Genomic DNA, 26022 nt, shown 5'->3' with positions numbered 1-26022 from the left:
CGCCCGGAATGGACGGGAAATAAGGGATGGCTATGGATAACGACAATTCAGACTATGGGTTCCTGCTCGAGAACCTGATGGACAACACTTCGGATGCGATCTATTTCAAAGATATAGAATCGCGCTTCATTATGGTCAACGAGGCTTGCGCTGAAAAGCATGGGTGGGAATCTCTGGATTCGAACATTGGCAAAACAGATTTCGACATTTTCGCCAAAGAACATGCGGAACAGGCCTATGCTGATGAGCAGCATATCATCAAAACGGGGACTCCATTGTTCGGGATAGAGGAGAAGGAGACTTGGCCCGACGGCCAAGTCACTTGGGTTTCCACCACAAAAATGCCGATGCGCAACGAAGCCGGCGAGGTCATCGGCACGTTCGGCATTTCGCGCGATATCACCCAAAAAAAGGCCGCCGAGGATCGGGCGCGCCGCTATGCCGACCAAATGCGCGCCATCAAAGAGGAGATGGAGGAGGAGGTTCGCATGGCGGGCGAGCTGCAGAAAAGTTTTTTCCGCGCCACCTATCCGGCGTTTCCGGCCGCCGCCGCGCCGGACGAGCGATGCGTCGACTTCCTGCACCGCTACAACCTGAACCAGCAGGTCAGCGGCGACTATTGCGCGATTATGCGCCTGTCCGGCACTGAGGCGGGCATCTTTCTCTGCGATGTGAGCGGGCTGGGCGTGCGCGCGGCGCTGGGCACCGCGCTGGTGCGGGGCATCATGCAGGAGATTGCGGCGCTCGGGCTCGATCCCGGCGCTTATCTGCAAAAAATGAACGAGCGGCTCTTTCCCTTGCTGAATCAAGAGGGCTCTCAGCTCAGCGCCAGCGCCTGCTATCTCGTGCTCGACGCAACCACGGGCAAGATCCGTCTTGCCAGTGCCGGGCACCCGCTGCCCATCCGGTTCTGCAAAAAAGGCGCCGCCCAATGGCTGTTCGAAGATCTTGCCCTGCGCGGGCCCGCTCTGGCCGTGCAGGCCGATGCCGCCTACGCCTCCATCGACTGCGAAATCGATCCCGGCGACGCGGTGCTGCTGTTTACCGATGGGCTGTTTTCCGTCTGCAATGCAACGGGAGACCGCTTTGGCAAAAAGCGCCTGCTGGATTCCGCCCACAGCTTTACCGGCGAGCCGCTTGAGGATATTTTCGACGGGTTGGAAAGCGATGCGCTCGCTTTTTCCTCGGAAGGCCGCTTTTCCGACGATGTTTGCATGGTCGGCTTCGAGCTGCGCCAATTGCTGCCGCAGTAGCCGCTTCGGGGTGTTATTCGATCGGTTCCGCCGGGCGGGTCAGAACCAGATGCAGGTTGTTGGTGAAGCGCGTTTGAAATCCGGCTTCGCAGTAGCATAGGTAGTAGATCCATTTCCGCTGGAAAAGGCCGTCGTAGCCCATGCTCACAAGCTGCTCGCGGCGGCTTTCGAAAGCCTTTCGCCAGCGGCGCAGCGTTTCCGCATAGTGGCTGCCGATGTTGTCGAGGCTTTCGATGGTAAAGGCGGAGTGGCTGGCCATGGCCTTCGAGAGTTCGGTGAGCGAGGGCAGCATGCCGCCGGGGAAAATATATTTTTGGATCCAGTCGGGGTTGCGCCGATAGGCGTCGTAGCGTTGGTCGGGGATGGCGATGACCTGCAGTGCAACGCGTCCGCCGGGCTTGAGCAACCGGTCGCACGCGGCAAAAAAGGTGCCGTAGTAGGCGTGGCCGACCGCTTCAAGCATCTCGATCGATACGATCCGGTCGAACGAGCCTTGTATGTTGCGGTAGTCGATGAGCTGAATGGTGATTTGTTCTTCGAGCCCTTCCTCGGCCACGCGCTGCCGGGCGAACTTGAACTGTTCTTCGGAGATCGTGATTCCGGTGATGCGGCACCCCGTCTGTTTAGCGGTCTCGATGGCGAAGCCGCCCCAGCCGCAGCCGATTTCGAGCACATGGTGCTCCGGCTTGATGTCGGCAAGCCCGATGAGGCGCTGGATTTTCCGGAGTTGGGCGAGGGGAAGCGACTCCTCCGGCGAGTCAAAAACCGCGGAGGAATACATCATGGTTTCGGGGTCGAGGAAGAGTTGGTAGAAATCGTTCCCGAGGTCGTAGTGCCCATGGATGTTTTTTTTGCTTCCGGCGAGGGTGTTGCGGTTGAGGGCATGCTGCAGAAAGTGCTGCACCCGTTTGGCAAGCCCGGCGGTAAGTCCATTGGTTTTCAACTCCGCCATATTGGCAATGAAGAGCTGCAGCACGCCGGTCAGGTTGTCGGAATCCCAGTCCTTATCCATCCATGCTTCGCCTAAACCCATGTTTCCGGCCGTGGCCAGCCTCGTGAAAAAGCGGTGCCGGTTGACTTTGATTCTCAACGGCTCCGAGGAGTCGCCGTAGTGTCTTTCGGCCCCGTTCGGCAGTTTAATCAACAGGTGGCCGTAGGTGATGTTTTGCAGCTTTTTGTCGATCAAGTTCAAGCACTGCTGTTCAATCCATGTTGGTTTCATGTTTATCCCTTGAACGTCATAGAGTTGGAGGGTTGGGGTTTCTTGAAAACCGGCAGTCTTTTTTTATAAAACAGTACGGTGGCTTGCAAGAAAATACGGGGCTTGGTTAGGCTTGCGGTGAAGGGATGGCGCAGAACGGTTTTCCAAAGGTTGGAAGTCGTCAACGCTGCACCCTTGCCCCACATAGCGGCATCCATGACCGTTTCGCCGTTGCGGATCAGTTTAATGTCGATGCTCATGTCGTCGCCCGGTTTGGAAAAGGTGAATTCATAGTGCCCGTCCATGTCGTTGAACGGCGAAACGTGGAACTGTTTGGCGTGCCGGCATTCGAGCGGGAAAGACTCGCCGCCGTCCATAACGTAGAGGTGGCGCTCGCCGAAGGTGTTGTTGACCTCGGCCACGATGCAGGCGGGGGAGCCGTCTTTGCGCAGGCCGTAGTAAAAGCTGACCGGCTTGAAGACCTTCGCCATAAAGCGTGCCACAGTTACCAGCACAATGCGGTCGATCTCGGAGGTGTCGATAAACTCGCCGAGCCGCTCCCGGAAGCTTCCGCTGCCGCGCAGGTAGTCTTCGTCGCGGATCGAGACGGGGCTCCAATGATTGTAGCCGAAACCGCGCACGGTCCGGTTAAGCTGTTCGAGTTCGTCGAGATCAATGGCATAAAAGTAAAACGGAAACACCCAATTGTGCTCCACTGGGCTTTGCCGCGCATGCATGACTTTTCCGCTGTAGATCCGGCTGTTCACAGTTCGATTCCAAAATCTTTCGCGACTTCGACGCCGGAGCGAACGGCGTCTTCGTGGAAGCCGTTGCCGAAATAGCTTCCGGCAAACCAGGTGTTCCGCTTCCCGTTCAGCTGTTTCAAATGCATACGTTGGACGAGGGCTTCGCGGGTGAACATTGGATGCTCGTAGTTGAATTCGCGGATTATGCCTTTAGGCTCCATGGGCAGGTTGAGCGACACAAAATATTGCTTCTCGGTTTCCAGCCCCTGCAACCGGTTCATGTGGTAGGTCAGGCTGGTGCGCGCGCCTTCCAATCGCTGGAAATTCCACGAGCTCCAAACCTTGCGCAACGGCGGCATAACGGATTCGTCGGTGTGCAGGATGGTCCGGCTTTTGGAATAGCTCCAGCAGCTGAGCGCTTTGGTTTCCTCGTCGGAAGAGTCGAGGAGGAGCCGCCTTGCCTGATCTGCATGGGTGGCGATAATGACGCGGTCAAAGCTGCGGAAGCTGCCGCCGGCGAAGTCGAGATGCACCTGGGTTGAGTCCCGCCGTATTCCGGCAAGCCGCGCTTCGGTGCAGATTTCGACGTTGTTCCAGTGCCGTTTCATTTTTTTAATGTAGGTTGAGCTTCCGCCAGCCACGGTGCGCCATTGGGGCCGGTCGTTCACCGAGAGCAGTCCGTGGTTCTGGAAAAACTGAATGAAGCTTTGCGCGGGAAAGAGCATCATCTCTTCGCAGGGCGTCGACCAGATGGCCGCTCCCATCGGGATAAGATGATGCTCGATAAACTCACGGCCAAACTGATGGCGGTCCAGATACTCGCCGAGCGTTTCATCGGCAAGGTTGTGTTCGGCCAAATCTTGCTGGGCGGTTTTGAAGAAGCGCATCACCTCTTTAACCATGCGGAGGAACGAGGGGCGGACCAGATTGGTGCGCTGTGCAAAAAGGCCGTCCAACCCGTTGCCGCAATATTGCAGACCGGACGGGAGATCGTGGTAGCCGAACGACATGTTGCTGTCGCGCAGTTCCACATCGAGCTGCTCGAAGAGTTTTGTGAGCAGGGGATAGTTGCGGTGGTTCATTACGATGAACCCGGTGTCGACTGCTGTGCCGGCATCGGGCCCGTCGGGAATAATAACTGTGTTGGTGTGGCCTCCGAGGCGGCCGTTCTTTTCAAACAGCGTTACCTGGTGTTTGCGTTGCAGCATATGGGCCGCCGTAAGCCCGGCAACGCCAGAACCGACTACAGCAATCTTTAATGGTTGTTCAGTCATTTCTTGTTTTTGGACTGATCAATGATCAGCAGCTTCTCTGTGTTGTAGCCGAGGTTCTGGGCCTTGGAAACCAGATCATCCAGCTTGGCCTGCGGAAGGACCGGCTCGCGCGAGAGAATCCAGAGATAGCCGCGGGTTGGTCCTCCAATAATGGCTTCCCGGTAATCGCTGCTCAGATAAAGGATTTTATACGAGGCATAGAAGGGTTTGAAAAAACTGACCTTCAGCCAGCCGATGTTTTTTTCGCCTTTGAATTTGGCCACGCCTTCGACCGATTTCCATTCGTCCTTTTTTTCGTGGAACCCCCGGTTGAGCACTTTGATGGTGCCGTTGTCGTTGAACGAATAATCAGCGGTCACCGAACTAAGGTCTTTCTCAAACCCATGCGGGTAGCGAGCCACTTCGTACCATCGTCCGAGATAGCGGTCGACCTCGAAGTTGTCCACCACTTTAAGGTTTGCCGTGGAGCGGCACCCGCTGAGGGCGACGAGAAGGAATAGGGCTAAGAGCGTTTTCATTTTGCGAGCTCAGTCTTGATGGCTTCAACCAGTTTTTTGTCGTTCGGCTTGGTGCGGCTGCCGAAGCGGCCGACCACTTTTCCCTCGCGGTTGATGAGGAACTTGTTGAAGTTCCAGCTGATCTTCCCGCCGAAGCCGGGGTTGGCTTCCTCCGAGGTCAGATAGCGGTAGAGCGGATGCTGGTCTTTGCCTTTAACCACGACCTTTTGAAACAAGGGAAAGGTTACGCCATAATTGAGTTTGCAGAACGACGCAATCTCTTCGTTGGAGCCGGGCTCCTGCTTCAGGAAGTCGTTCGAGGGAAAACCCAGCACCACGAAGCCTTTGCCTTCGTAGGCCTCGTAGAGTTTTTGCAGGCCGTCATACTGGCTGGTAAAGCCGCACTTGCTCGCTGTGTTGACGATCAGCAGCACCTTGTCTTTATACGCTTCGAGTTTGATGGTTTTTCCGCCGATGGTCTGCGCTTCAATGTTATAAATTCCAGTCATTGGAACCTCCTTTTTCTGTTCCGCCACGCAGCCCGATAAAAGGGCGAGGGTGGTTATTGCCATAGTTGCTTTCAGTTTCATTTTTCGAGTCCTTTTTCAATACGCCCTTTCACCAGCCGCGTCCAGAACCCTACCACGGGAATGCGGTCGAGCATCACGGAGGTATCCCAGTAGTCTTGCTGGAAAACAATTTTTCCTTCGGCATTATACCGCACATGCGACATCCCGATGGCGCGGATCGGTTCGCCTTTGACGGCTTTGGATTTGAGCACCATCGTCCAGCGCGAAAAATAGTCGCTGCCGCTGCGCTGCATGGAGTCGACGGTAAAGGTGCACTCTTCCACCGGCTCGGCCATAACCAAAAAATAATGCTCGATGTCGTCGATGCCTTCCACCACATGAAAGGGGTCGCCGAACCAGGCGTCTTCTGCATACACCTCGCGAACGCCGGCTTTGATGGCGGCCACGCTGTATTCGGCATAGAATTCGTTGAACCGTTTGAGCGCCGCCTGTTCGGTTTCGCCACCGGGTTCCATTGATGGAATTCCTTCGGCGCGTTTGAGCGCGGTCTTATGTTCTGAAGGATCGGGCGTCATAATTTTAGACTTTGATGTGCAGCCGGTCATGCCGATCATGAATGCAAAAGCGATCAGCGCTGTTTTAAGAGATAGTGTGCGACGTACCATTCCTCTCCCTCCCGGCATCCAAACAATTCTTCGCAGGCCATAAAGAAAATGCGCCATCGCCCGAACTGGAGCCGCGCCTCTTCTTTTCCGTGTTGCGGCTCCAGTATGGCGATGGCGGCTTTTTCATTCTGATCGATGCGGTTGAGCCAGGCGCGGAGGGTCTTGGCATAGTGCCTCCCGTTTACGTGCCAGTGGCGTTCCACCTCGAGATGGCCGTTGCACATCGGAAGCAGTTCCTCCGCCGGCATCATGCCTTCCTTGAAAAAGTTTTCGGCCATCCAGTTGTTCTGGCCGATCTCGTTGAAGAGGTAGGCGAGCTCGCGGTGCACGAAAATATGGATGAAGAGCCGTCCGTCGTCTTTCAGCCATCCTGAGATGCGGCGCAGCAGCTCTGGCCAGTTGCGCATGTGCTCGAACATTTCGACGGACACCACTCGATCGAACTTCCGGTCGGTGGCAAATTCGTTCATATCGGCGGTGATTACGTTGAGGTTTTTGAATCCGCGCGCATGGATGAATTTGCGCTGGGAGTTTGAGTTCGAGACGGCGGTGATCTTTGAGTTGGGATACTGCTGCGCCATCCAGAGCGAGAGCGAGCCCCAGCCGCAGCCAAGTTCAAGGATGTCCATGCCATCCTCCAGCCCGGCGCGTTTGCAGGTGAGCTCAAGCATCGCGGCTTCGGATGCTTCGAGCGTGGTTGCGTCCGACGGCCAGTAGCCGCTGCTGTATTTGAGGTGCGGCCCCATAAAGGTTTGGAACAGCTCGGAGGGGACTTCGTAGTGCTGTTCGTTGGCGGTGTCTGTGGCGACGGCAACGGGCCCCGATTTCATCATGTCGATAAAGCCGTACAGCGCTTCGAGCTGGCCGGAGTGGTTTTTCGCTTTTTCAAGCTTTAGGCGGTCGCGCAGCAGCTTCCGTATTCCGGCGCGGATGGCGATGTCGGGCATTTTTCTTTTTTCGGCAAGTTCCATGAGATCAATCATAATTCATTCTCCTATGCCTATTGTTCGGTCGCGGCCGCGATTGCTTACAAAACGTTTCGTTTTTTTGGCCAAGGGACGAGGATGGAGGTGGTTTGCTGGTATTCCCGGTAGGCGTCGCCGCGCTTGGCCAGAGACTCGCGCTCGACGTGCGGGATGCCGGTCAGTTTCATCAAGAAGAGATACATCGCCGCCGGCCCGATCAACGCAAGCCAGAAGCTGGATGCGCCGACGGCGAGCAGCACATAGGCGAACCAGTGCAGCCATTCGAAGAAATAGTTGGGGTGGCGCGACCAGTTCCATAGGCCGTTCTGGCACACCTTGCCTTTGTTTGCAGGGTTGTTGCGGAACTGCGCGAGCTGGAGATCGGCCAGCCATTCGCCGGCCATCGAAACCATCCATACCGCGGCGGCCAGCAGGTCGAACACCGAAAGGCCGCCAGTCTTGCTGGCGCCCGGAAGAAAGGGCAGGGCGAAGAGCACGACGAGCAACGACTGCGACGTGAAGAAAATGAAGAACCACGCGTTGGCTTTGCTTCCCCAACGGGCGCGCAGGCGCTGGTAGCGCGAATCTTCCTTTTCGCACAGGATGCGGTCCTTGAGGATGTAAAGCACGAGCCGCAGCGCCCAGATCCCGCCCATCGCTCCGAGCAGAACCCGGCGCGGCAACCAGCCTTCGCCGACGAAGGCGGCATAGATGGCCATCAGCCCGACGCCGGCCGTCCAGCCGATGTCCACCACGCCGGCATCCTTTCGAATCACCTGTATGATCCAAAGGAGGGTAAATAGGATGAAGGCGCCAATGAAGCCATGCAGCAGTATGATCATGACGCCCGTCCTTCGTTCAATACGGCTCGCGGCGGCTCGCGGATGTCCCAGACGATGTGCAGCCACTGGAGCACGCGCAGCAAGAGGTAGCTCAGGTCGATTTCCCACCAACGGAAACCCTGGCGCGCACATACGGCATAGCGGTGGTGGTTGTTGTGCCAGCCCTCGCCCATGGCCAGCAGGCCGAGCAGCCAGTTGTTGCGACTGTCGTCATCGACCTCGAAGCGTCGCTTGCCGTAAAGGTGGGCCACCGAGTTGATGCAAAAGGTGACGTGGTAGACGGCCACGGTGCTCAGAAAGAAGCCATAGAAGAGAAATTGCGGGCCGGTGACGCCCCAATCGGGGCGAAGAGCGTTGAGCAGTGCGCCGGAGGCCGCCAGCAGGCTGGCCGCGATGACAACCGGGACGAACGGGTGGCGGTTGAGCCAGAGCAACTCGGGGAACTTGGCAAAGTCGCGGACCTTGTCGAAGCGCGTTTCTGAAAGCCGGCGGTTCATGACCCAGCCCATGTGCGCCCACCAAAAGCCGTGCCGTTTGGGCGAATGGATGTCTTCTTCAGTGTCGGCATTCTGGTGGTGCATGCGGTGGTGGCTGGCCCACCAGAGCGGATCGCGCTGGGCGGCGGTGGTGCCGAGCAGGGCCAGCACAAACTGAAAGGCGCGGCTGGTCTTGAAGGACTTGTGCGAAAAGTAGCGGTGGTAGCCCGCAGTCAGCGCAAACACATGCAGCAGGTACATGGCTATGAAAATGCCGAAGGCCGGCCAGCCGCCTTTGGTGAAAAAAACGCCAGCGCAGCAGACATGCATGAACAGCAGGGGAGTGCTGAAGGATGAACCTTTGCCTGTTGAGCTGGTTGAAGCGGAATTCATTATTTCTGTTCCATGGCCTCGGCAATGCGCGCTTTGGCTTCGTCGGACAGATGTACATGCGTTTCGATGTCGCCGGCGTCTTCGTGTTCGAGATAGTCGTGTACGCCCCGCTGGACATCGACGATTTGCTGGTGGTACTTCCCGCACATGACGCAGAGGCGGATATGGATGAACATGGGGATCCGCCGGTACCACGGCAGTTCGTAATAGCGGTGGTTCGCCAGGGCTTTAGCAACTTGTCTGCATGCGATCATTTCAAATTCTCCGTCAGTTTCTCGTCCAGTTTTCTTCCAGGCACGATTTTAACTGTGTTCGGGCCCGATGAAGCACGACCCACACATTGTTCGGCTTCATGTTGAGTTCCTTACAAATATCTTTCGTGGAGATTCCCTCCAGCTCGCGAAGGGTGAAGGCCAGCCCGGTGGCTTTCGGCAGTTTGGACATGCAGCTGTAGAACACCTCCCAGAATTCCTTCTGCTCATAGGCGTGGCCGGGGTTGAACTTCCAGTCGGGCGGATGCTGCTCGGCTATCCCGAATGCCTTGAACTTAAAGCTGTCGAGAATCTCGCCGCTTTCGGTGTCGTCCACGGCAATCTCGCGGGACGCTTTGCGGATGTAGTCCACCACCTTGTGGCGCAGGATGCCGCGCAGCCAGTAGCGAATCGGGGTCTTGCCGTCGTAGCGGTCGAGCGCCTTGATGCCGGCCAGGAAGGTTTCCTGCACGGCGTCCTCCGCTGCGGCGCGGTTGTGCAGCCGCACGAAGGCGAACTGGAACAGATAGTCGCCGTGCTCCGACAACCATTCCTCGGGGTTGGGTAACTCTTTATCATTCATGCCATTATTTTAAGTGCGAAATGTCGAATGACAACTCTATCCCGCACAAAAGAGCGAGAGGCGACTCAATCTGCCAGCAACGATTGGAACCGCTCTTCCCGGTAGGCGAAGATGCGTTCGAGCGTTTTACTGATGAAAAGCGCATGGGCGATTTTTCCGAAAATCCAGAAGGGCACTTCGTAGGTGACGCGGTCGATGAACTTGACGCCGCCGTCCACTGCTTCAATGCCGTGGTAGTGGTACCACAGTTTGTAGGGGCCAATCTTTTGTTCGTCCACAAACGAGCGCCCCGGCATAATGTGTTTGAGTTCGCTGAGCCAGGCTTGGGTTCCCATGCCGGGAATCTTCACCCGGTACTGCACCAGCATGCCTTCGTACATGTTTTCCGGCATATCGGAAACGATCTCAAACGCCATGTCGTCCGGAGTGATCTTGTTGAGGTTGGCGGGGTTGCGGATGAAATCCCACGCCTTTTCGAGGGATGTGTCGACCAGCGTTTCTTTATAAATTGTATACATTCGGGGATCCTTTTCTATAGGGGTGACTAAATAGGCGGTTCATTTTCAGGCGGTGATCATAGCGGCGGCGGCGTCGTACTCCTGGCGGATGCCTTCGCGCAGGATGGCCTTGTGCATGCCGTGAAAAACCAGAGCGTGGATGGGGTAGGTAAGGTGCCAATAGACCAAGCCCATGAAGCCCTTGGGTTCGTAGATGACCGCATGGTGGAACATATTTCCTTCCGGCGAGTGCTCTACTTTGAATTCAAGCCACGCTTCACCTGGCAGCTTCATTTGGGTTTTCAGGCGAATGCGACGATCCTGCTCGACGATCTCGACCTGGAAAAAATCGAGTTTTTCGCCGACCGTCAACGGGAGTTCGCTGCCGCGCCGGCGGCGCAGATTCCGGCCGCCGAGGCAGCGGTCGGCCCATTCACGAACCCTCCACAGCCCATTGCATGAAAACATGCCGTTGTCTCCGCCGATGGAGGAAACCACGTGAAAAAGGGTTAATGGGGATGTAGATGCAGTGGAGCAGCGGTAGTCGATCAGCCGGTTCTTATCGTGGAAGACGCGGTGTCCGGTTCCCTGCATGCGTGCAGCGATTGAGTCGAGCCATGACGGTTCCTTGAATTCCAGGGCTTCCTCGGCCAGCGCCTGCGAAATGGCTTCTGTCATGCCGCATGGGGTTATGTTGAAGAAATCCGCGCTTTCGGGATGCTCCACCACGGTCGAATTGCGGATGCTGGCAATGAGTTTGCGGCCAACCGCGGCATAGAGCGGCGTAACGAGGCCAAGCCAGTGACTGCTCAACCACGGAGTCAATAGGGGGATGGGAATCATCATTCGCCGGAGGCCGCGCTGCCGGGCATATTCGACCATCAGATCGCGGTAGGAAACCTGGTCGGCTCCACCAATCTCGACCACCCGGCTTGCAGGAAGCTCCACCTCTAAGGCACGAACAAGATAGTCGAGCAGGTCGCGTATGCCGATGGGCTGGGCCTGCACGGAAACCCACTTGGGCGTGACCATGAAGGGCAGGTGTTCGGTCAGGGCCCGGATCATTTCAAACGAAAGGCTGCCGGCTCCAAGGACGATCGAGGCACGCAGTTCGAGGGTGGGAACGCCTGAATTGCGCAGTACACGCCCGACATCCTGGCGGCTTCGCAAATGGGGCGACAACCCATCGCTTTCATTGCCGAGCCCCCCGAGATAGATGATCCGCCGCACGCCGGCCCCGCGGGCCATGGATGCAAAGTTTGCCGCCGCCTCCATTTCATGGGCTTCAAAGTCATTCTTATCCCCCAGCGAATGGACGAGGTAGTAGGCGGTATCCACGCCCTGGAATGCCGCCCACATGGAGGAACGCTCGAGCACATCGCCTTGGAAAACGAACGTTTTCGACGCCTTCGATTGAATTTTGGAGGGATCTCGAGCCAGGCAGTTAATTTTTTGCCCCGTCTGTTCAAGCTTCCTGAGCAGTTTCCCGCCCACGTACCCGGTGGCTCCAGTCAATAAAATCCTTCGATCTTCGCGCATACCCTGTCTCCTTTGTCTTGGTTCGGACAAGGCTAGGAAACCTTACATAAAAATATATTTTCCAGCCCTTGGAAAGCGGGGCGGGGAGACCTATACTGTTTGCCATGAAAAACATTGGAGTCATTGTAAACACCAAGCGGCCGCGTGCGGGCAATGTGCTGGGCGAGCTGCGCAGTCTGGCGGAAGGCCATGGCTTCAAGCTCTATGCCGAGGATGCCGGCATGGCCAAAACGCTGGGCGCGGAGCATATTCCCGTTGAAGATTTCGGCAGGAAGGTCGATATGACACTGGCCATGGGCGGCGACGGCACTGTGCTCTACACCGCCCGCGCCCTCCACGGCTTCGATGTGCCGATCATGGGCATCAATCTCGGCAGCCTTGGTTTTCTTACCAGCGTGGGCGACACGGAAATGCGCCAGGCCTTGGAGGCCATCGCGACAAAAAACTATAAGGTTTCTACGCGCGAGGTGGCCGAGTGCCGCATTTTCCAGAACGGCGATCCCGTTGGCGAAGAGCGCGCACTCAACGACATTGTGCTGGGGTGGGGCGCGTCTTCGCGGATCGTTACGCTGAAGCTTTCCATCGACGGCGAGTTGGTGGGTTCGTTTATGTGCGACGGCATGATGGTTTCGACCCCCACTGGCAGCACCGGCCATTCGCTCTCTGCCGGTGGCCCGATCCTGCATCCGGGCGTCGGCGGTTTCGGCATCAACGTCATTTGCCCGCACACGCTCAGCTCGCGCCCCTTGGTGATCCCCAACTCCAGCCTGATCGAGATCGAAGTCGCCAACGCCGCCAAATCGCTGATCCTTTCGATTGATGGACAGGACGAATACAAGGTGAAGCAGGGCGGGCGGATCAAGATCCGCAAAAGTCCGCACGAGGTCAAGTTCTTGCAGCTGGCCGGCCACAGCTATTTTTCCGTCCTCGCTAAAAAGCTCCATTGGCGCGGCTCTTCGCTATAAATCGATAAATTGGTATTGAATTACCATTTTAACCGCGGTATCCCTTTTTGTTCAATTCATGACACTAGTGTGCATGTTTTAAAAGTTCACGACAAACGGAGTAGAAACCATGGATGCCGTCTTGCTTGCGCGAATTCAGTTTGCGCTGACTATCATGTTCCACTACATCTTCCCGCCTCTGACGATCGGTCTCGGCTGGATGATCTTCATGTACAACACGCGCTACCAGGAAAACGGCAACACCGTCTTCCGGCAGCTGGCGCAGTTTTGGACGAAGGTCTTTGCGATCACCTTTGTGATCGGCGTTGCAACCGGCATCACGATGGAGTTTCAGTTCGGCACCAACTGGGCGGGCTACTCGCGCTTCGTCGGCGATATTTTCGGCGCGCCATTGGCCGCCGAGGGCATATTCGCTTTTTTCCTGGAGTCGAGCTTCCTCGGCATTCTGCTCTACGGCCGGAAAAAGGTTTCGCAGAAAATGTATTGGTTTTCCAGCCTGATGGTGGCTGTGGGGGCGACGATGTCCGCCTTCTGGATCGTGGTGGCCAACTCCTGGCAGCAAACCCCGGCCGGCTTTGAAATCGTTACCGAGATGGTCAACGGCGTCGAGGTGTCCAAGGCGCAGCTGACCAACTTTTGGGAAGCTGTGTTCAATCCCTCCACGCTGCCGCGCTATTCCCACGTCATTACCGGCGCGTTGACCGTTGGCGTCTTCTTTGTTCTCGGCACATCGGCCTGGCAGCTGCTCAAGGGCCGCAGCACGGAGTTTTTCCGGATGTCGATGCGCACGGCCATCGTGCCCTGCTTCGGCGTAATCATGCTCACCATGATTGTCGGCCATCACCACGGCCACCAGGTGGCCGAAACGCAGCCGGCCAAGCTGGCCGCCTTCGAGGGCATTTGGGAAACGCAGACCCATGCGCCGCTCATGCTCTTCGGCCTGCCGGACCAAGAGGGCGAAAAGAATCATTTCGCCATCCAGGTTCCGGGCATGGTGAGCCTGATGGTCGGCGGTAAATTCGATACGGAAATTCAGGGGCTGAAGGATTTCGCTCCGGAAGACCGCCCGCCGGTGGCGATGTCGTTCTGGTCGTTCCACCTCATGTTCTACATGGGCTTGTGGATGGCCCTTGTTGCGTTTCTGGGTGTCGTGTTCTGGCTCTCCAAGAAACTGCTCGACCACCGCATCTATCTCTGGGCGGCGGCGATCACCGTGCCGATTCCGTTTTTGGCGAACGAGGTGGGCTGGATGGCCGCCGAAGTCGGACGACAGCCGTGGGTCGTCTACAATCTGCTCCGCACCGAAAAAGCCGTTTCGCTTTCTGTTCCGGCCGGACAGATTCTCGCTTCGATCATTATGTTCTCCTGTATCTATGCGCTGCTGTTCGGCATCTGGATTTATTTGCTTAAACGGCAGTTTAAAAAAGGTCCTGACTCGATTGAATCCCTTGAAGCGGAGGTGAAGTAACATGGAAGCGCTGCAAATCATCTGGTTCCTGCTCATCGGCGTTTTGCTCATCGGCTACGCGATTCTCGACGGCTTCGACCTCGGCGTCGGCTTCTGGCACTTCTTCGCCAAGAAGAAGAACGAACGCACCGCGTTCATCCACTCCATTGAACCATTCTGGGACGGCAACGAAGTTTGGCTGCTCACGGGCGGCGGCGCGCTGTTTGCCGCCTTTCCGCCGGTCTACGCCACGGTTTTCAGCGGCCTTTATCTGGCGATGATGCTGGTGTTGCTTGGCCTCATCTTCCGCGCAACGGCGATTGAGTTCCGCAACAAGGTCGATCATCCCGGCTGGGTCAAGGCATGGGACTTTGCCTTTGCCATTGGCAGCGTGCTGCCCTCCATCCTCTATGGCGTGGCGATCGGCAACGTGCTGCAAGGCTTGGAGCTCAACGCCATCGGCGACTACACCGCCGGCTTCGTCGCGCTGCTCAATCCGTTTGCGCTGCTTTGCGGTTTGGTTGGCCTCGCAATGTTTGCGCTGCACGGCGCGCTCTATCTTTCGATGAAGCTCGACGCCGAGATTGCAAACGATGCGCGCAAGTGGGCGGCCAAGGCGTGGTATGTCTTTCTTGCGCTGTTCATGATCGCGGTTATCTTAGGCCTCAAAAACTGCATCTACGGCATCAAGGCTGTTCCTGTGGCGCTGATCATTCTGGCGCTGGTTTCCAATGTGCTGGTGTTCATGTTCAACAAAAAAGCGCAAAGCAAGGCCGCCTTCCTATCATCGTGCTTCACCATTGCCTTTGTGATGCTCGCCGTGGCCGGCGCGCTGTTCCCGAACATGGTGCCATGCTCCAACGATCCGGAATGGAGCCTGACCGTCTTTAATTCCTCGTCCTCGCAGCTGACGCTGATCTCGATGCTGGTCATCGCGCTCATCGGCATGCCGCTGGTGCTGGGCTATACTTGGTTCATCCACCGCGTCTTCAAGGACAAGGTGAAAGTCCACGAAGACTAATGCGGCTGCGCAGCAGAAGAATTGGACAGGATGATTAAATGACAGGATGATTTCCGGTGCGGACGGTTTGTTGCAGGACGATTAAGGGCAGGACGATTAAATGGCAACATGATTCATTCCAGCAGGCACAAAAAATTATCCTGTCATTTAATCATCCTGTCCTCAAATCACGTACGCAAAGGATGGTTCGCTAAGGAACGCAGAATGGTAGGAAGTTAAAACGGAAGTAACTAACGCTATAATGGGTGGCCGCAAAAAGGCACAAAGACCCTTTTGTTTTGGTCTTCGTGCTTTCTGAGCCTCTTGGCGGCCATCAACTGGCTTGATCCAGAAAAGATTCGGCATTTGTGCGGCGGGTGCTATCTTACCCCTCGAATGAACGACTGGATGCAAAAACTTAAAATGCGGCTGCCGGTGATGGTACTGCTGGCGGCTACATTTCTTTTCTGGGGTTCCTACGATCCCTGCAAACCCGATGGTCCCGTCCTGCTTGACTCGCCTGCGCTGGCCGATGCGGCCGTTGCCGAGGGCGACTGCTCCGAGGTCAATTCGGTGTTTACGCTACGGAGGCCGGCATCCGGCATTAAACCGGTTGTGCGTTTCGTTCTATCCGGCATCGCAGGCTGCGAAACAATCCGGCTAAGCGGTCGGATCCGTGCGGAAAACGTGGTGCGGGGAAGGTATCATTCCAGTTGCGCGCGGCTGGTGCTCGTCCAACGTGACATTGAGGGGAAGTGGGTGGCTGGAACCGAAAGCAGAATGTATGGCGCCGGTTCCTTCGGCTGGACTGAGTTCCTCAACGACTATCTCATCCTTCCCTCCACGGTCAGCGCCGAGGTGGTGCTGCTGCAGTCTGGCGAATCCGGTACGGCGCAGTTCGATTCCATCGCGGCCTATCCGGTTAAAGCGCGCGCCGCCGGCCCGTGGAAGATGGCTTTTGCCGCGGCATGGGGGATTATGGGTGTGGTCTATTTCCGCCGATGCCGTCTGCACACGCGCCGGCTTGGGCATTTGATTCTGCTCAACGCTCTAGTGATTTTGGTGGGAGTCCTCATGCCCAACACCTGGTTGCAGCAAGCCCCCGGAAGGATTCATAGCATCATGGATCAGTTTTCATGCGCCCATGGTTCAGAAGCGCCAGAGTTGCAAAAGCATCTGGTCACGGCGGGGTTGGATATTGATCTGGTCGACCATGTTGTAGGCACCGTGAACCGATCGGTCGGGCACTTCCTGCTTTTCGGCTCGCTCAGTTTTCTGGTGCTACTTTCCGTTGCGCTTGAACGGCTGCATCCTTTTCACTACCTGGCCGTGGCGTTTGACATGCTCCTGTTTGGAGGTGTGACCGAAGCGCTCCAATACCTCACGCCGGACCGCACGGTCGATGTGGTTGATTTGCTCTGCAATGCCTATGGCATGCTGGCGGCGATGGTCCTGTTTTCCGTGGTGCGGGTATGCTGGCGATGGTGTGCCCGCAACCGGGTGGCTTAGAACGAGAAAAGATTCGGCATTCGTGTGCCGGGTGCTATCTTTCCCGTCGCATGAACGACTGGATGAAAAAACTCAAAACGCGACTGCCGGCGATGATCCTGCTGGCTGTCACATTGCTGTTCTGGGGCTTCTATGACCGCTACGAACCAGCCGGTTCCGTCTTGCTGGCAAGCCCGTCCTTGGCCGACGCCGACCGTCTGGTTGGAGACTGCACCGAAACCAATGGGCTTTTTACGCTCAATGTTCCAGCTTCTGGAAAACGGGCCAGCGTCTATTTCCGCATGCCGGGTGCCAACAGCTGTGAGCTCATTCGCGCTCGTGCGCGCATCAAGGTCGAGGACGTCGTTGAGGGAAAATATGGATGGAACTGCGCTCGCGTGATGGTGCTGCAGTACGACGAAAACAATAAATGGATTCCCGGCACCCACGGCGTAGTGGCTGAAAAAGACACCAAGGGTTGGGAAGCGCACGAAGACGTTTTCGAAATGCTGCCCGAGGCGGCGCATACCGATTTTGTCATCCAACAGAGCGGCAAGTCCGGCACGGCCTGGTTCGATTCCATCGAGGCGCAGCCGGTCAGGCTGCGGGATTCATTTGCTTGGTGGCGGGCGTTGTTTGCCGGGCTTTGGCTCTGGATGGGCGCGCTCTACTTTATCCGCTGCCGGTTGCATTGCCGGAAGCTGCATGTTTTGATTCTGCTCAACGCGCTGGCCATTCTCGCCGGCGCCATGATGCCGGGCAAGTGGATCGAGGCGTCGTCCGAATTCGCCAAGGAACAGGTGGCTCAAGCGGTTGAAAAAAAACCGCCGTCGCCGACGATTCTGCCGGCGGCCAAGCCGGCCAAGCCGTCGCCTGACTTAAAGCACATGGATCAGTTTAACGAGCTCGTTGGCGACGCCCACCGCTCCGGTCACTTCCTGCTGTTTGCCTCGCTCTGCTTTTTGGTCTATTGGTCGGCCGCGCTCGAGCGGCAGCACCGGAGCTATTATTTTAAGGTCGCGTTCGATATCTTTATTTTTGCTTCCATCACCGAAGCGCTGCAGAACCTAACGCTCGACCGCGCCGCCGGAATCAGCGACCTGCGAACCGACATCTACGGCATGCTTTTGGCGGTGGTGCTCTTTGTGGTTGCGAAGGCGGCTTGCAGGACGGTATTAAAGCTGAAGACTTCAAGCAGTGAATGAACGGGAGATAGATCCATGGAAATTGACCTGCACAAGCTGTTCAACGAAAATATGGCACTCATGATTTTTACGGTTGTGAGTCTGGGGCTGCTCCTCGGCCGGGTAAAGATTGGAAAGATTGAGCTGGGTTCGACGACGGGCGTGCTGCTCGTCGGCCTGTTGTTCGGGCATCTCGGTTTTGTTGCAAGCCCCACGCTGGGCACCTTCGGGTTCACCATCTTTATCTTTGCGGTGGGGCTGCAGGCGGGGCCGACTTTTTTCAGCGTGTTCAGGACGGACGGTCTGAAATATTTTATTCTGTCGATCGTGGTTGCGGTATCCGGGGTGGGCATTGTGGTGCTGCTCGGCCTCGTACTGGATCTTGAGTTCGGCATGAATGCGGGGATTCTGGCCGGCGCGCTGACGAGTACGCCCACGCTGGTCGGCGCTCAGGATGCGATCGGATCCATGGCGTCGCTTCCGGACGGCCTTGCGACCGAGAAAGCGCTGCAGAATCTCAGCGTCGGCTACGCCATCACCTATATTTTCGGTACGGTGGGGCTGATTGCTTTTATTCGCTACATTCCCGTTCTGCTTAAGCTGGATCTTCCGGCCGAAGCCCGGAAACTGGCGGAAGAGCAGGGTTTTACCAGAAAGACGGAACTGTCCGGCGAGGCCAAACATCTTCCGCTGATTCGCGCCTATAAGATTCCCGCGAAGTTTTGCGGAAGAAGCGTTGCGGAGCTTCGGGCCGCTGGCGAAAACCTCGTGCCGCTGCGGATACGGCGCAATGGAAAAATCATCGAGGCGGCCAACGATGTGGTATTTGAAGAAGCGGATGTGTTGTCGTTGGTGACTAGTTTGAAGGTGCATGAAGACCGCGAGGCGGATATTGGCGAGGAAGTCCTCGATCCGGAACTGTTGAGCTATGACATCACCACCAAGGAGATCGTCGTCATCAAGAGCGAGTTTTCCGGCAAGTCTCTCAAGGAACTGGGGATTGCCCAGAACTACGGATGTTTTGTCCGGGCCCTCACGCGGGCGAACATTAACCTTTCGATCGAAGACCATGTAGTGGTCAATAAGGGCGACCGGGTCAGCGTTACCGGCGAAGCCGGGCATCTGGACAAGCTGGCCGAGCGGATGGGGCGGATAGAATCAGAGGAAACCGAAACAGATCTGTTCGTGTTTTCCGTTGGAATTCTGGGCGGCATCATGCTGGGGCTGGTGATGCTTAAACTCGGGTCGGTTTCCATCGGGCTGGGCAGCGCGGGCGGCCTTTTGCTGGTCGGCATTCTGTTTGGCTACTTCCGCTCCATGTATCCCGCCTTCGGCGGCGTTCCCAAAGCGGCGCGCAACATTCTGATGGAGTTCGGCCTGGTGCTGTTCATGGCGGGGGTGGGCCTGAAGGCCGGCTCCGGCATTGTTGAAGGTTTCATGAACGCCGGTCCGCAGCTGCTGCTGGCGGGAATCGTCATTACATTGGTTCCGGTGAGCATCGGCTATTTTTTCGGCAGCAAGGTGCTGAAGATGAATCCGGCCATTCTGCTGGGTTCGATTACGGGTGCAATGACCAGCACGCCTTCCTTGAACGTGGTAACCAGTGCGGCTAAGAGCGAAGTTCCAGCGCTTGGATATGCAGGGACCTACACCTTTGCCAACGTCCTGCTAACCTTTGCCGGCGCGTTGCTTGTTCGACTGCTGTAGTAGCCGTGGCGCCGGATTGCCATTTCATTGCTTTCGTTCCTCAAGCCTCGCTTCGCGTCCGATCCGGCGTTTCTGCTAGAAGCAAAAAAAGGCACCGGATCGGAATCCGGTGCCACGATTGCCGGTTGTTATTGGACCTTTATTTCGGCGACTTGATGTTAAAGATGACGGTGTACAACACCGGCATCACGACCAAGGTCAGTGCGGTCGCAAAGGTTAGACCGAACATAATGGTTACGGCCATCGATACGAAAAACGCGTCGGGCACGAGTGGAATCATGCCAAGGACGGTGGTTGTGGCCGCCATGGAAACCGGTCGGCAACGCGACAGGCCGGAGTCAACAACCGCATGGTAGGGATCTTTTCCTTCTGAGGCCTGCAGGCCGATCTCGTCCACCAGTACGATCGCATTCTTGATGAGCATGCCTACCAGACTCATGAAGCCGAGCAGGGCCATGAAGCCGAAGGGCTGGTTCATGGAGAGCAGGCCGACGGTCACCCCGATCACCGCCAGCGGAACCATCAGGAAAATGACCAAGGGCTTGCGCAGCGAGTTGAAGAGCGAGATGACAATCAAGAGAATCAAAATTCCAATGACGGGAAGCTTGCTCGCCAATCCGGCCTGAGCCTTTGCGGAATCTTCATATTCACGGTTCTTCGTGGAATTTTGTGGTGGAGAAATCGGAGAAATCTTTTTGACGGGATAACAGGATGAACCGGATCAAATCCTGTATATCAGCAGGAGAATGGCTTTTAATGTGTTTCCTTACAATGACTTGCCCGTATCGCCAGGAGGGATTGAAGGGGGAATTGGAAGGTCGACAGGATAGAGCGGCCTTCATAGTAGAGTCATCCCGATGATCCTGTTATCCGGTCGAAAACCTACGTTCTCCATAAAAATTAACGGAGAGCCATATTCACCGCCTCATTCCAGAGAGTATCCCGGGGGAAGCTTAACCTCCTCGATAATTCTGGGCTGAAGTTTAGCCAGAACCTGACTGGCTTCGCCAACGCGCGGATCGCCTTTGACCCAGATGGTCGGCTTGCGGTTGCGGCATCGAATACTGCGTGTTGCTTCCCGTCCGCTTGTCGGGGAGCAGGGCCAACGTGCGGCGGAGTTCGTCGATAATCTGGTCAAAGCCTTCCATACGGGAGCAATAAACGCAGAAAAAAGCCGGCCAAGCAGCCCCTAAATGAAAAAAAATGCGGCCGACCCGCCTGTTGCTGTCGCTTCAATCCATAATTAGAATTGCTGAGGCTGGATCGCAAGTATTGGTTGAACTCAAATAACTCCCGCCCAAGATTCGTCCAGACGTGGATAACTCTGTGGTTTAGGCTTTGACTTGCCTGTCTGCCATTTCTACTATCCAATTACATTAAAGCTTAAGTTGAGTGCATTAGGGAGTTTCCATGAAGAATGTTTTTGTTCCGTTTATGTGCGTTGTTGTGGTTTCTGTTTCGTTGAGTGGATGCATCTCGGTGGGGCCCGACTATGAACAGCCCGAAACTCCCGTTCCGGATGCATGGAACGAAGCCGTCCAAAATGAATTTAAATCCGGCGATCCCGACCTGCAGACATGGTGGACCGTGCTTGGCGACGACACGCTCAACGGCCTGATCTCCCGCGCATCAACCAATAACCTGGATCTTAAAACCGCCGCCGCCCGTATTGAAGAGGCCGCCGCGTTGCGCGGTGTGAGTGCCAGCCAGTATTTCCCCGAGATCGCCGGCGTCGGCGGCGCGACCGCTTTCCGGACTACGAAAGACCAAACCGCTTCAGGCAGCAACCGGACGGACGAACTCTATCAGGCCGGTCTGACCATGGCGTGGGAGCTCGACCTCTGGGGCCGGGTTCGCCGCTCCGTCGAATCTGCCGATGCATCGCTTCAAGCGACTGTCGAAAACTACCGCGATATTATGGTGGTGCTCTATGCCGACATCGCTGCGAAATACATCAACGTCCGCACCTTGCAGGAGCGCATTGCGCTTGCCGAAAACAACCTTAAATTGCAGCGGGGAACCTTGAAGTACACCCGCGACCGTTTCGATGCCGGCCTCGTGCCCGCGCTGGATGTGGCCCAGGCCGAGCTTAACACCGCTCGTACCGAGTCAAGCATCCCGACGCTCAAGCAGCAGCTGATTGAAGCGATTAACCGTCTGAGTGTACTGGTTGGCGAAATGCCCTATGCGTTGATGCAGACACTGGAAGAGGTGAAGCCCGTTCCTCGTGCTTCTGGAGAATTTATGGTGGGGCTTCCCGCCGAGCTCTTGCGCCAGCGTCCGGACATACGCCGTTCCGAACGCGAACTGGCGGCGCAGAACGCACGCATCGGCGCAACCAAGGCCGAGCTTTATCCCACGCTGACCCTGCCGGGCTCCTTGACGCTTGAAAGCTATACCTCCGGCAATGTCTTTTCCAGCGGCAACACCGCCTATGCCTTTGGTCCGCAGGTGCGCTTGAACATTTTCAACGGCAAACGCATCCGCAGCCAGATCAATGCCGAAGAAGCCGCCACCAAGGCTGCGCTGCACGCCTACGAGCAGACCGTTCTCCTTGCGCTTGAGGAGGTCGAAGACACCATGTCCGCCTACGCCAATGAGCTGGACCGGATCAAGTCGCTTACCTCCGCCGCTGCATCGGCGCAGAAGTCAGTCGACTTGGTTGCCGAACTCTACAAGTCCGGACTGACCGACTTCCAAAACGTGCTCAACATGGAACAGGCGCAGTTGATTCAACAGGACGCACTCGCTACCAGCAAGGGCTTGGTCAGCGCCTATTTGGTCGGCGTCTACAAGGCGCTAGGGGGAGGCTGGAAACCCGAGTCCGGTGAATGAAGACCGAAACTTCGATTCTTATTCAAGGGTTTCTGAAGGGGCGCTTCAGCATTATGCTGCTGGTCTTTGCCGCGCTGTTTCTAGTGCTCCCCGTGCTGCCCCAAGGCTGGATAGCCAGAACCACCTCTGATGTGATCAACATTGCGGTGGTCATCAGTTGTCTGAGGGCGATAAGCGTATCCCGAATTTATTTTTCCGTCATGGTGCTGTTCACGGCGCTGATCGTATTAATTGAGAGCACCGCTATTGTTAAACACATCGAAGGTGGCGGGTTCGAGACCTTTATGCTGTCGTTCAAACTGGTTTACCTGCTTCTGATTTTCATCAGCATCATGCGTCATGTCTTGGACCGCTCTCCCGTTACGGTTGACAAGGTGTGCGGCGCGCTTTCGGCCTATTTCCTCATGGGCTTCACCTGGGCGGTGGGTTTTACGCTCTTTCACCACATCAATCCAGCCAGTTTCAACGTGCCGATCGAAGGGCCCGAAACGTGGGCCACTTATTTCAGTTTCACCACGCTCGCCACTTTGGGCTATGGCGACATTACGCCGCAGACGGTTCCAGCGCGCGCCTATGCCATTATGGAAGCCGTCACCGGGCAGATCTTTTTGGCGGTGATTGTTGCGCGCCTGATCGCGCTTCAGATTTTGCACAAGGTCGCCGGCGACGCTTGATTGTTCCGTGGCTACGGCGCGGTTTGCGGCAGCGCGGCCACGTCCACTGTTTCCATCCAGCGGCGCAGCGCATTCCAGCCTTGAAACCTCGCTATGCGGTTGATGTAGCGGTAGCCGTTGCCATAGTCGGGGTCGTCGCAGTTTTCAATGCCGTAAAGAATGTCGCCATAGCCGCGCCGGCTGCAGTATTCTGCGGCTGCTTGCTGGCAAATCCCCTCGTGCACCCACAGCGGTGCATCCTCCAAACGCGGGAAATGTTCGTGGATCAGGTCATGCATCAACTCATGCATCGCCGCCGTCCGGAACACCTCGTCTTGAAGGTGGTCGACAATATAGATCGTTTCCTTTTCATCCGTGGATGATTCCTTCCAGAGCCCGAACAATTTGTGCTTTGTCACCGTGACCTGCCGGCTGTACAGCCCGCGAATGGAAACCGGCTCGTCGGTTTTCCGAAGCGATCCGGAAAGCCGCCGCATTTCGGCGCGGTCCACCAGCGCCAGCCGGGGCACGGATTCGAGCGGGAGCGAGGTCCACGCTTCGAGCTGCCGCCTTGCGGTCTCGTAGTGCCGCTCAGCGGCTTCCTGCTGCGTGACCGACCAGCGCATGCAGTTGGCGCAGATTTCCCGGCCGTCCTTCAGCCGGGTCGGATAGGCGGCCGGCAGGCCGCACGAGAAGCACGTCGGGCATTTGTCCACGCACGATTTGCAATACTGGTGCCGCCCCAAGGTAAACCCTTGCTCAATCGGCCCCCTGCAGAGTTCGCACTTGGGCAGCGTGGTTTTGAAGCAGGCTTCGCTGCAATAGATGTTTTCCTTAGCTCCAACATATTGGCCGCGAATGACGGCACCGCAGACGGAGCACTTGGGGCGGAGGCGGTCGACGCACGCCTGCGAGCAGCATTTGCGACCTTCATACGTCCAATACTGTTTTCGAAAGCGCCCGCCGCAGACCTCGCATCGCGTCGGTTCCTTGCCCAATGCAAGGCCCGCACAGCTGATTCCGGCGGCAAATACGCGTCTTGAAAGTGGTCGGTTGAATGTCATCCGTATTTCCAGTAGCCGAGGCCGTTCATCACGATTTATCTGCGGGGAGCATAGCAGATGCTGCCCCGCGTTCAATGCTGAACGTTTTGGCTACCACTTGATGACGTACATGAATCCCTGGGAAGCGTTTCGGGCGGCTTTGACGGGCACCCAGCGTTCGGCGAAGCGCGGGCCCCAGGAGTCGGAGATGGCAATCTCCCCGCTTTGCAGATTGTAGCCGATGATCAGGCAGATATGGCCGCCAGAACTGTCGTCTTCGGATTGACCTGCTTTGACTTTTTTCTTCAATTTCCGCCCGTTGCGTTGGGCGGTGTTTTGGTTGGCCGTCCATTGGAAGTCCGGCGTGCTGATGAGGTACCACATGATCGGCAGGCCGTCGTCGATGTATTCGGCTATTGTTTCGGGGTCCAGCGAACTTCCGATGGCGTCGAGTTCGCGCCCGTTGGCAGAGATGAGGCTTCCGGTGGCCTCGTTTATGGCATTTGCAGAGGTTCCGCCCCCGACGCCGGTGTTGGCGGCGAGGGCAAGCAGGTACATGTCGGCCGGAATGTCCATGTAGCGCAGGCAGCGCTCCCACGTGGCGGGAACGCAATAGCCTTTGGGCCCTTGGTTGATCATGGGAATGTTGCGGATGACGACGTCGCCGTTTTCGCGCCGCTCGACGCAGGAGGCCATGCGTTTTTTAAGATCGCTTTCGGTGATCTTTGCGACGCGTCCCGCCCGGTCGGCGCGGTCGGCGGGCATGATGCGCATGGCGGCGTATTTGCCGTCCTGCATGGAAAGCATGATCGCGTGGCCGTTCCAGTCCCAGCGGTATACCTTTTCGCGCAGGTCGCCTTTGCCGAGCGTGTCGCGCTTGGGCTGTCCGAGGGCGGGAACCAAGGCGTCGTGCACGCGCATGCCGGCGGCTTCGATTTGCTCGGCCATCGCTTTGATTGTGCCGGGGCTGACATAGCCGCTGGGCACGGGCATATCGCCTTGGTTGAGGAAAACGAACGACAGGCTTTCAACATGGTTTTCCCCGCCGTAGAGGACGGTGGTGTAGACGGGTTCGCTGAGCACTTTTTCCTTGCCGAGCGGATAGGCGCGGTGGTTTTCCATGAAGTCGGTTTTCGATTCCTTCTTCAGCTTCATGCGCTCGGCGGTTGCTGCGGTGGGGTCGTCCCACAGCAGATCGTCCTGCCAGATTTCGAGGCCGAAGAGCTCGTTCAGTTCGTTCCACGGAACGGCATGCAGCTTGCCGCGCCCTTTGCGCGAAAGCAGATATTCCAGATGCTGGACGTCCTCGGCCACAAAGGTGCTGAACGGAACCGTAACCACCTTGCCCCGGGCCGTCTTAAGCACCACGGTGTTGTCGGGGTTGACCATTACCACTTCCGCTTCGACATTCTGGCCTTGGGTGTTCGTCCAGCTGCGCGCATGGGCGGTAGTCGCGCCGGCTAGGGCAATGAAGAAGTAGGCTATGATGTGTTTCATGGTTCAGGGTTCCATATGCTGCAAGGTTGCTTTTATCCACCATGCAAAATCTTCGTCGGCAGTTTCAAGCAGTTCTTCAAGATAGTCTCGGATCTCCTCGTCGCCGTGAGAGAGGGGCAACGGTATCTTGAGCATGGCTGATGGTCGTGACGAACAAGGCAAGAATGGCCGCCCTGCCGTGCATGTGAATCTCTTTGGTTGGTGGCAGTTCGGTGTTTATGCATCCGATGCCGAAGACGCGCCCGGCACGAGGGAGGGCAACGGGAGAGTTTATGCCGCATCGTGTGTCTGCATGTCCTTGGGATAGACTTCCATTTAGCCTCTCATGTTGGCTAGAGCATTTCACGAATGAGGTGCCGTAGAAGGTAATGCCGGAACTTAGGGCGTCTTGTCTGCCGTAGCCCGAAGGAGGAAGCCCGTAGATCCGGCAATCACGGCACGAAAGCCGGAGCCACGCTGCTTCGCAGCTGAGTTTCGGCTCTACGACAACT

25 protein-coding genes and 1 pseudogene are annotated in these 26022 nt (G+C 56.8%); 10 read left to right on the top strand and 16 right to left on the bottom strand.

Annotated features, from left to right (window positions below):
* Window positions 1-26 precede the first annotated feature (26 nt).
* Complete coding sequence (locus tag SCARR_RS15870) at window positions 27-1253, top strand: SpoIIE family protein phosphatase (protein ID WP_136062651.1); 1227 nt, start codon at window positions 27-29, stop codon at window positions 1251-1253.
* 13 nt (window positions 1254-1266) lie between these two features.
* Here the strand turns inward: SCARR_RS15870 and SCARR_RS15865 are convergent, their stop codons facing one another.
* The 13 genes from SCARR_RS15865 to SCARR_RS15805 all read right to left on the bottom strand — a co-directional run bounded on the left by SCARR_RS15865 (window position 1267) and on the right by SCARR_RS15805 (window position 11712).
* Complete coding sequence (locus SCARR_RS15865; protein WP_136062650.1) at window positions 1267-2475, bottom strand: SAM-dependent methyltransferase; 1209 nt, start codon at window positions 2473-2475, stop codon at window positions 1267-1269.
* 2 nt (window positions 2476-2477) lie between these two features.
* Window positions 2478-3221 (bottom strand): DUF1365 domain-containing protein, encoded by a 744-nt coding sequence (locus tag SCARR_RS15860; RefSeq protein WP_136062649.1) that lies wholly within the window; start codon window positions 3219-3221, stop codon window positions 2478-2480.
* Complete coding sequence (locus SCARR_RS15855; RefSeq protein ID WP_136062648.1) at window positions 3218-4474, bottom strand: NAD(P)/FAD-dependent oxidoreductase; 1257 nt, start codon at window positions 4472-4474, stop codon at window positions 3218-3220. Before SCARR_RS15855 ends, SCARR_RS15860 begins: the two co-directional genes overlap by 4 nt.
* Complete coding sequence (locus SCARR_RS15850; protein ID WP_136062647.1) at window positions 4471-4992, bottom strand: lipocalin family protein; 522 nt, start codon at window positions 4990-4992, stop codon at window positions 4471-4473. The genes SCARR_RS15855 and SCARR_RS15850 overlap by 4 nt, the downstream gene beginning before the upstream one ends.
* Window positions 4989-5561, bottom strand: coding sequence for a glutathione peroxidase (locus SCARR_RS15845; protein ID WP_246044476.1), 573 nt, complete (start codon window positions 5559-5561; stop codon window positions 4989-4991). The genes SCARR_RS15850 and SCARR_RS15845 overlap by 4 nt, the downstream gene beginning before the upstream one ends.
* Window positions 5558-6166, bottom strand: coding sequence for a nuclear transport factor 2 family protein (locus SCARR_RS15840; RefSeq protein ID WP_168433359.1), 609 nt, complete (start codon window positions 6164-6166; stop codon window positions 5558-5560). The genes SCARR_RS15845 and SCARR_RS15840 overlap by 4 nt, the downstream gene beginning before the upstream one ends.
* Entirely contained in the window at window positions 6130-7149 is a 1020-nt protein-coding gene (locus tag SCARR_RS15835; protein ID WP_136062645.1) for an SAM-dependent methyltransferase, read from the bottom strand. Before SCARR_RS15835 ends, SCARR_RS15840 begins: the two co-directional genes overlap by 37 nt.
* Window positions 7150-7193: 44 nt before the next feature.
* Window positions 7194-7973 carry a DUF1295 domain-containing protein gene (locus SCARR_RS15830; RefSeq protein ID WP_136062644.1) on the bottom strand — a complete coding sequence of 260 codons (780 nt, stop codon included), beginning with the start codon at window positions 7971-7973 and terminating at the stop codon, window positions 7194-7196.
* The gene (locus SCARR_RS15825; protein ID WP_136062643.1) at window positions 7970-8842 is read right to left on the bottom strand and encodes an acyl-CoA desaturase; all 873 of its coding nucleotides are present in this window, start codon (window positions 8840-8842) and stop codon (window positions 7970-7972) included. Before SCARR_RS15825 ends, SCARR_RS15830 begins: the two co-directional genes overlap by 4 nt.
* Window positions 8842-9096 carry a hypothetical protein gene (locus SCARR_RS15820; RefSeq protein WP_136062642.1) on the bottom strand — a complete coding sequence of 85 codons (255 nt, stop codon included), beginning with the start codon at window positions 9094-9096 and terminating at the stop codon, window positions 8842-8844. The genes SCARR_RS15825 and SCARR_RS15820 overlap by 1 nt, the downstream gene beginning before the upstream one ends.
* Window positions 9097-9109: 13 nt before the next feature.
* The gene (locus SCARR_RS15815) at window positions 9110-9676 is read right to left on the bottom strand and encodes a sigma-70 family RNA polymerase sigma factor (protein WP_136062641.1); all 567 of its coding nucleotides are present in this window, start codon (window positions 9674-9676) and stop codon (window positions 9110-9112) included.
* Window positions 9677-9741: 65 nt separating this feature from the next.
* Window positions 9742-10194 (bottom strand): SRPBCC family protein, encoded by a 453-nt coding sequence (locus SCARR_RS15810; protein WP_136062640.1) that lies wholly within the window; start codon window positions 10192-10194, stop codon window positions 9742-9744.
* A 45-nt stretch (window positions 10195-10239) separates the two neighbouring features.
* Entirely contained in the window at window positions 10240-11712 is a 1473-nt protein-coding gene (locus SCARR_RS15805; protein ID WP_136062639.1) for a DUF2867 domain-containing protein, read from the bottom strand.
* A gap of 104 nt (window positions 11713-11816) precedes the next feature.
* Here SCARR_RS15805 and SCARR_RS15800 point away from each other — a divergent pair, with 104 nt between their 5' ends.
* The 6 genes from SCARR_RS15800 (at window position 11817) to SCARR_RS15775 (ending at window position 19503) form a co-directional block, all read left to right on the top strand.
* Complete coding sequence (locus tag SCARR_RS15800) at window positions 11817-12677, top strand: NAD(+)/NADH kinase (protein WP_136062638.1); 861 nt, start codon at window positions 11817-11819, stop codon at window positions 12675-12677.
* A 109-nt stretch (window positions 12678-12786) separates the two neighbouring features.
* Window positions 12787-14145, top strand: a complete 1359-nt coding sequence (locus SCARR_RS15795; protein ID WP_136062637.1) for a cytochrome ubiquinol oxidase subunit I — start codon at window positions 12787-12789, stop codon at window positions 14143-14145.
* A 1-nt stretch (window position 14146) separates the two neighbouring features.
* Window positions 14147-15145, top strand: a complete 999-nt coding sequence (gene cydB, locus SCARR_RS15790) for a cytochrome d ubiquinol oxidase subunit II (protein WP_136062636.1) — start codon at window positions 14147-14149, stop codon at window positions 15143-15145.
* Window positions 15146-15532: 387 nt separating this feature from the next.
* Window positions 15533-16633: a VanZ family protein gene (locus SCARR_RS15785; RefSeq protein ID WP_168433358.1), complete on the top strand. Its 1101-nt coding sequence runs from the start codon at window positions 15533-15535 to the stop codon at window positions 16631-16633.
* Window positions 16634-16695: 62 nt separating this feature from the next.
* Window positions 16696-17817, top strand: a complete 1122-nt coding sequence (locus SCARR_RS15780; protein ID WP_136062634.1) for a VanZ family protein — start codon at window positions 16696-16698, stop codon at window positions 17815-17817.
* A gap of 15 nt (window positions 17818-17832) precedes the next feature.
* The gene (locus SCARR_RS15775; RefSeq protein ID WP_136062633.1) at window positions 17833-19503 is read left to right on the top strand and encodes an aspartate:alanine exchanger family transporter; all 1671 of its coding nucleotides are present in this window, start codon (window positions 17833-17835) and stop codon (window positions 19501-19503) included.
* A 139-nt stretch (window positions 19504-19642) separates the two neighbouring features.
* Here the strand turns inward: SCARR_RS15775 and SCARR_RS15770 are convergent.
* A pseudogene (locus SCARR_RS15770) lies at window positions 19643-20152 on the bottom strand (efflux RND transporter permease subunit); the annotation flags it as partial.
* A gap of 761 nt (window positions 20153-20913) precedes the next feature.
* Between SCARR_RS15770 and SCARR_RS15760 the strand changes: the two are divergent.
* The gene (locus tag SCARR_RS15760) at window positions 20914-22338 is read left to right on the top strand and encodes an efflux transporter outer membrane subunit (protein WP_136062630.1); all 1425 of its coding nucleotides are present in this window, start codon (window positions 20914-20916) and stop codon (window positions 22336-22338) included.
* Window positions 22335-23012, top strand: a complete 678-nt coding sequence (locus tag SCARR_RS15755) for an ion channel (protein WP_136062629.1) — start codon at window positions 22335-22337, stop codon at window positions 23010-23012. Before SCARR_RS15760 ends, SCARR_RS15755 begins: the two co-directional genes overlap by 4 nt.
* Window positions 23013-23023: 11 nt before the next feature.
* Here SCARR_RS15755 and SCARR_RS15750 read toward each other — a convergent pair whose 3' ends face one another.
* Window positions 23024-24055 (bottom strand): hypothetical protein, encoded by a 1032-nt coding sequence (locus tag SCARR_RS15750; RefSeq protein WP_136062628.1) that lies wholly within the window; start codon window positions 24053-24055, stop codon window positions 23024-23026.
* Window positions 24056-24145: 90 nt separating this feature from the next.
* Window positions 24146-25531, bottom strand: coding sequence for a C39 family peptidase (locus SCARR_RS15745; protein WP_136062627.1), 1386 nt, complete (start codon window positions 25529-25531; stop codon window positions 24146-24148).
* Between the two features lie 133 nt (window positions 25532-25664).
* Between SCARR_RS15745 and SCARR_RS28230 the strand changes: the two genes are divergently transcribed.
* Window positions 25665-25838 (top strand): hypothetical protein, encoded by a 174-nt coding sequence (locus SCARR_RS28230; RefSeq protein ID WP_168433357.1) that lies wholly within the window; start codon window positions 25665-25667, stop codon window positions 25836-25838.
* Window positions 25839-26022: the final 184 nt, after the last annotated feature.

It is taken from the genome of Pontiella sulfatireligans (assembly GCF_900890705.1).
Classification (GTDB): Bacteria; Verrucomicrobiota; Kiritimatiellia; order Kiritimatiellales; family Pontiellaceae; genus Pontiella; species Pontiella sulfatireligans.
This window is presented reverse-complemented; position numbering and strand designations above follow the sequence as displayed.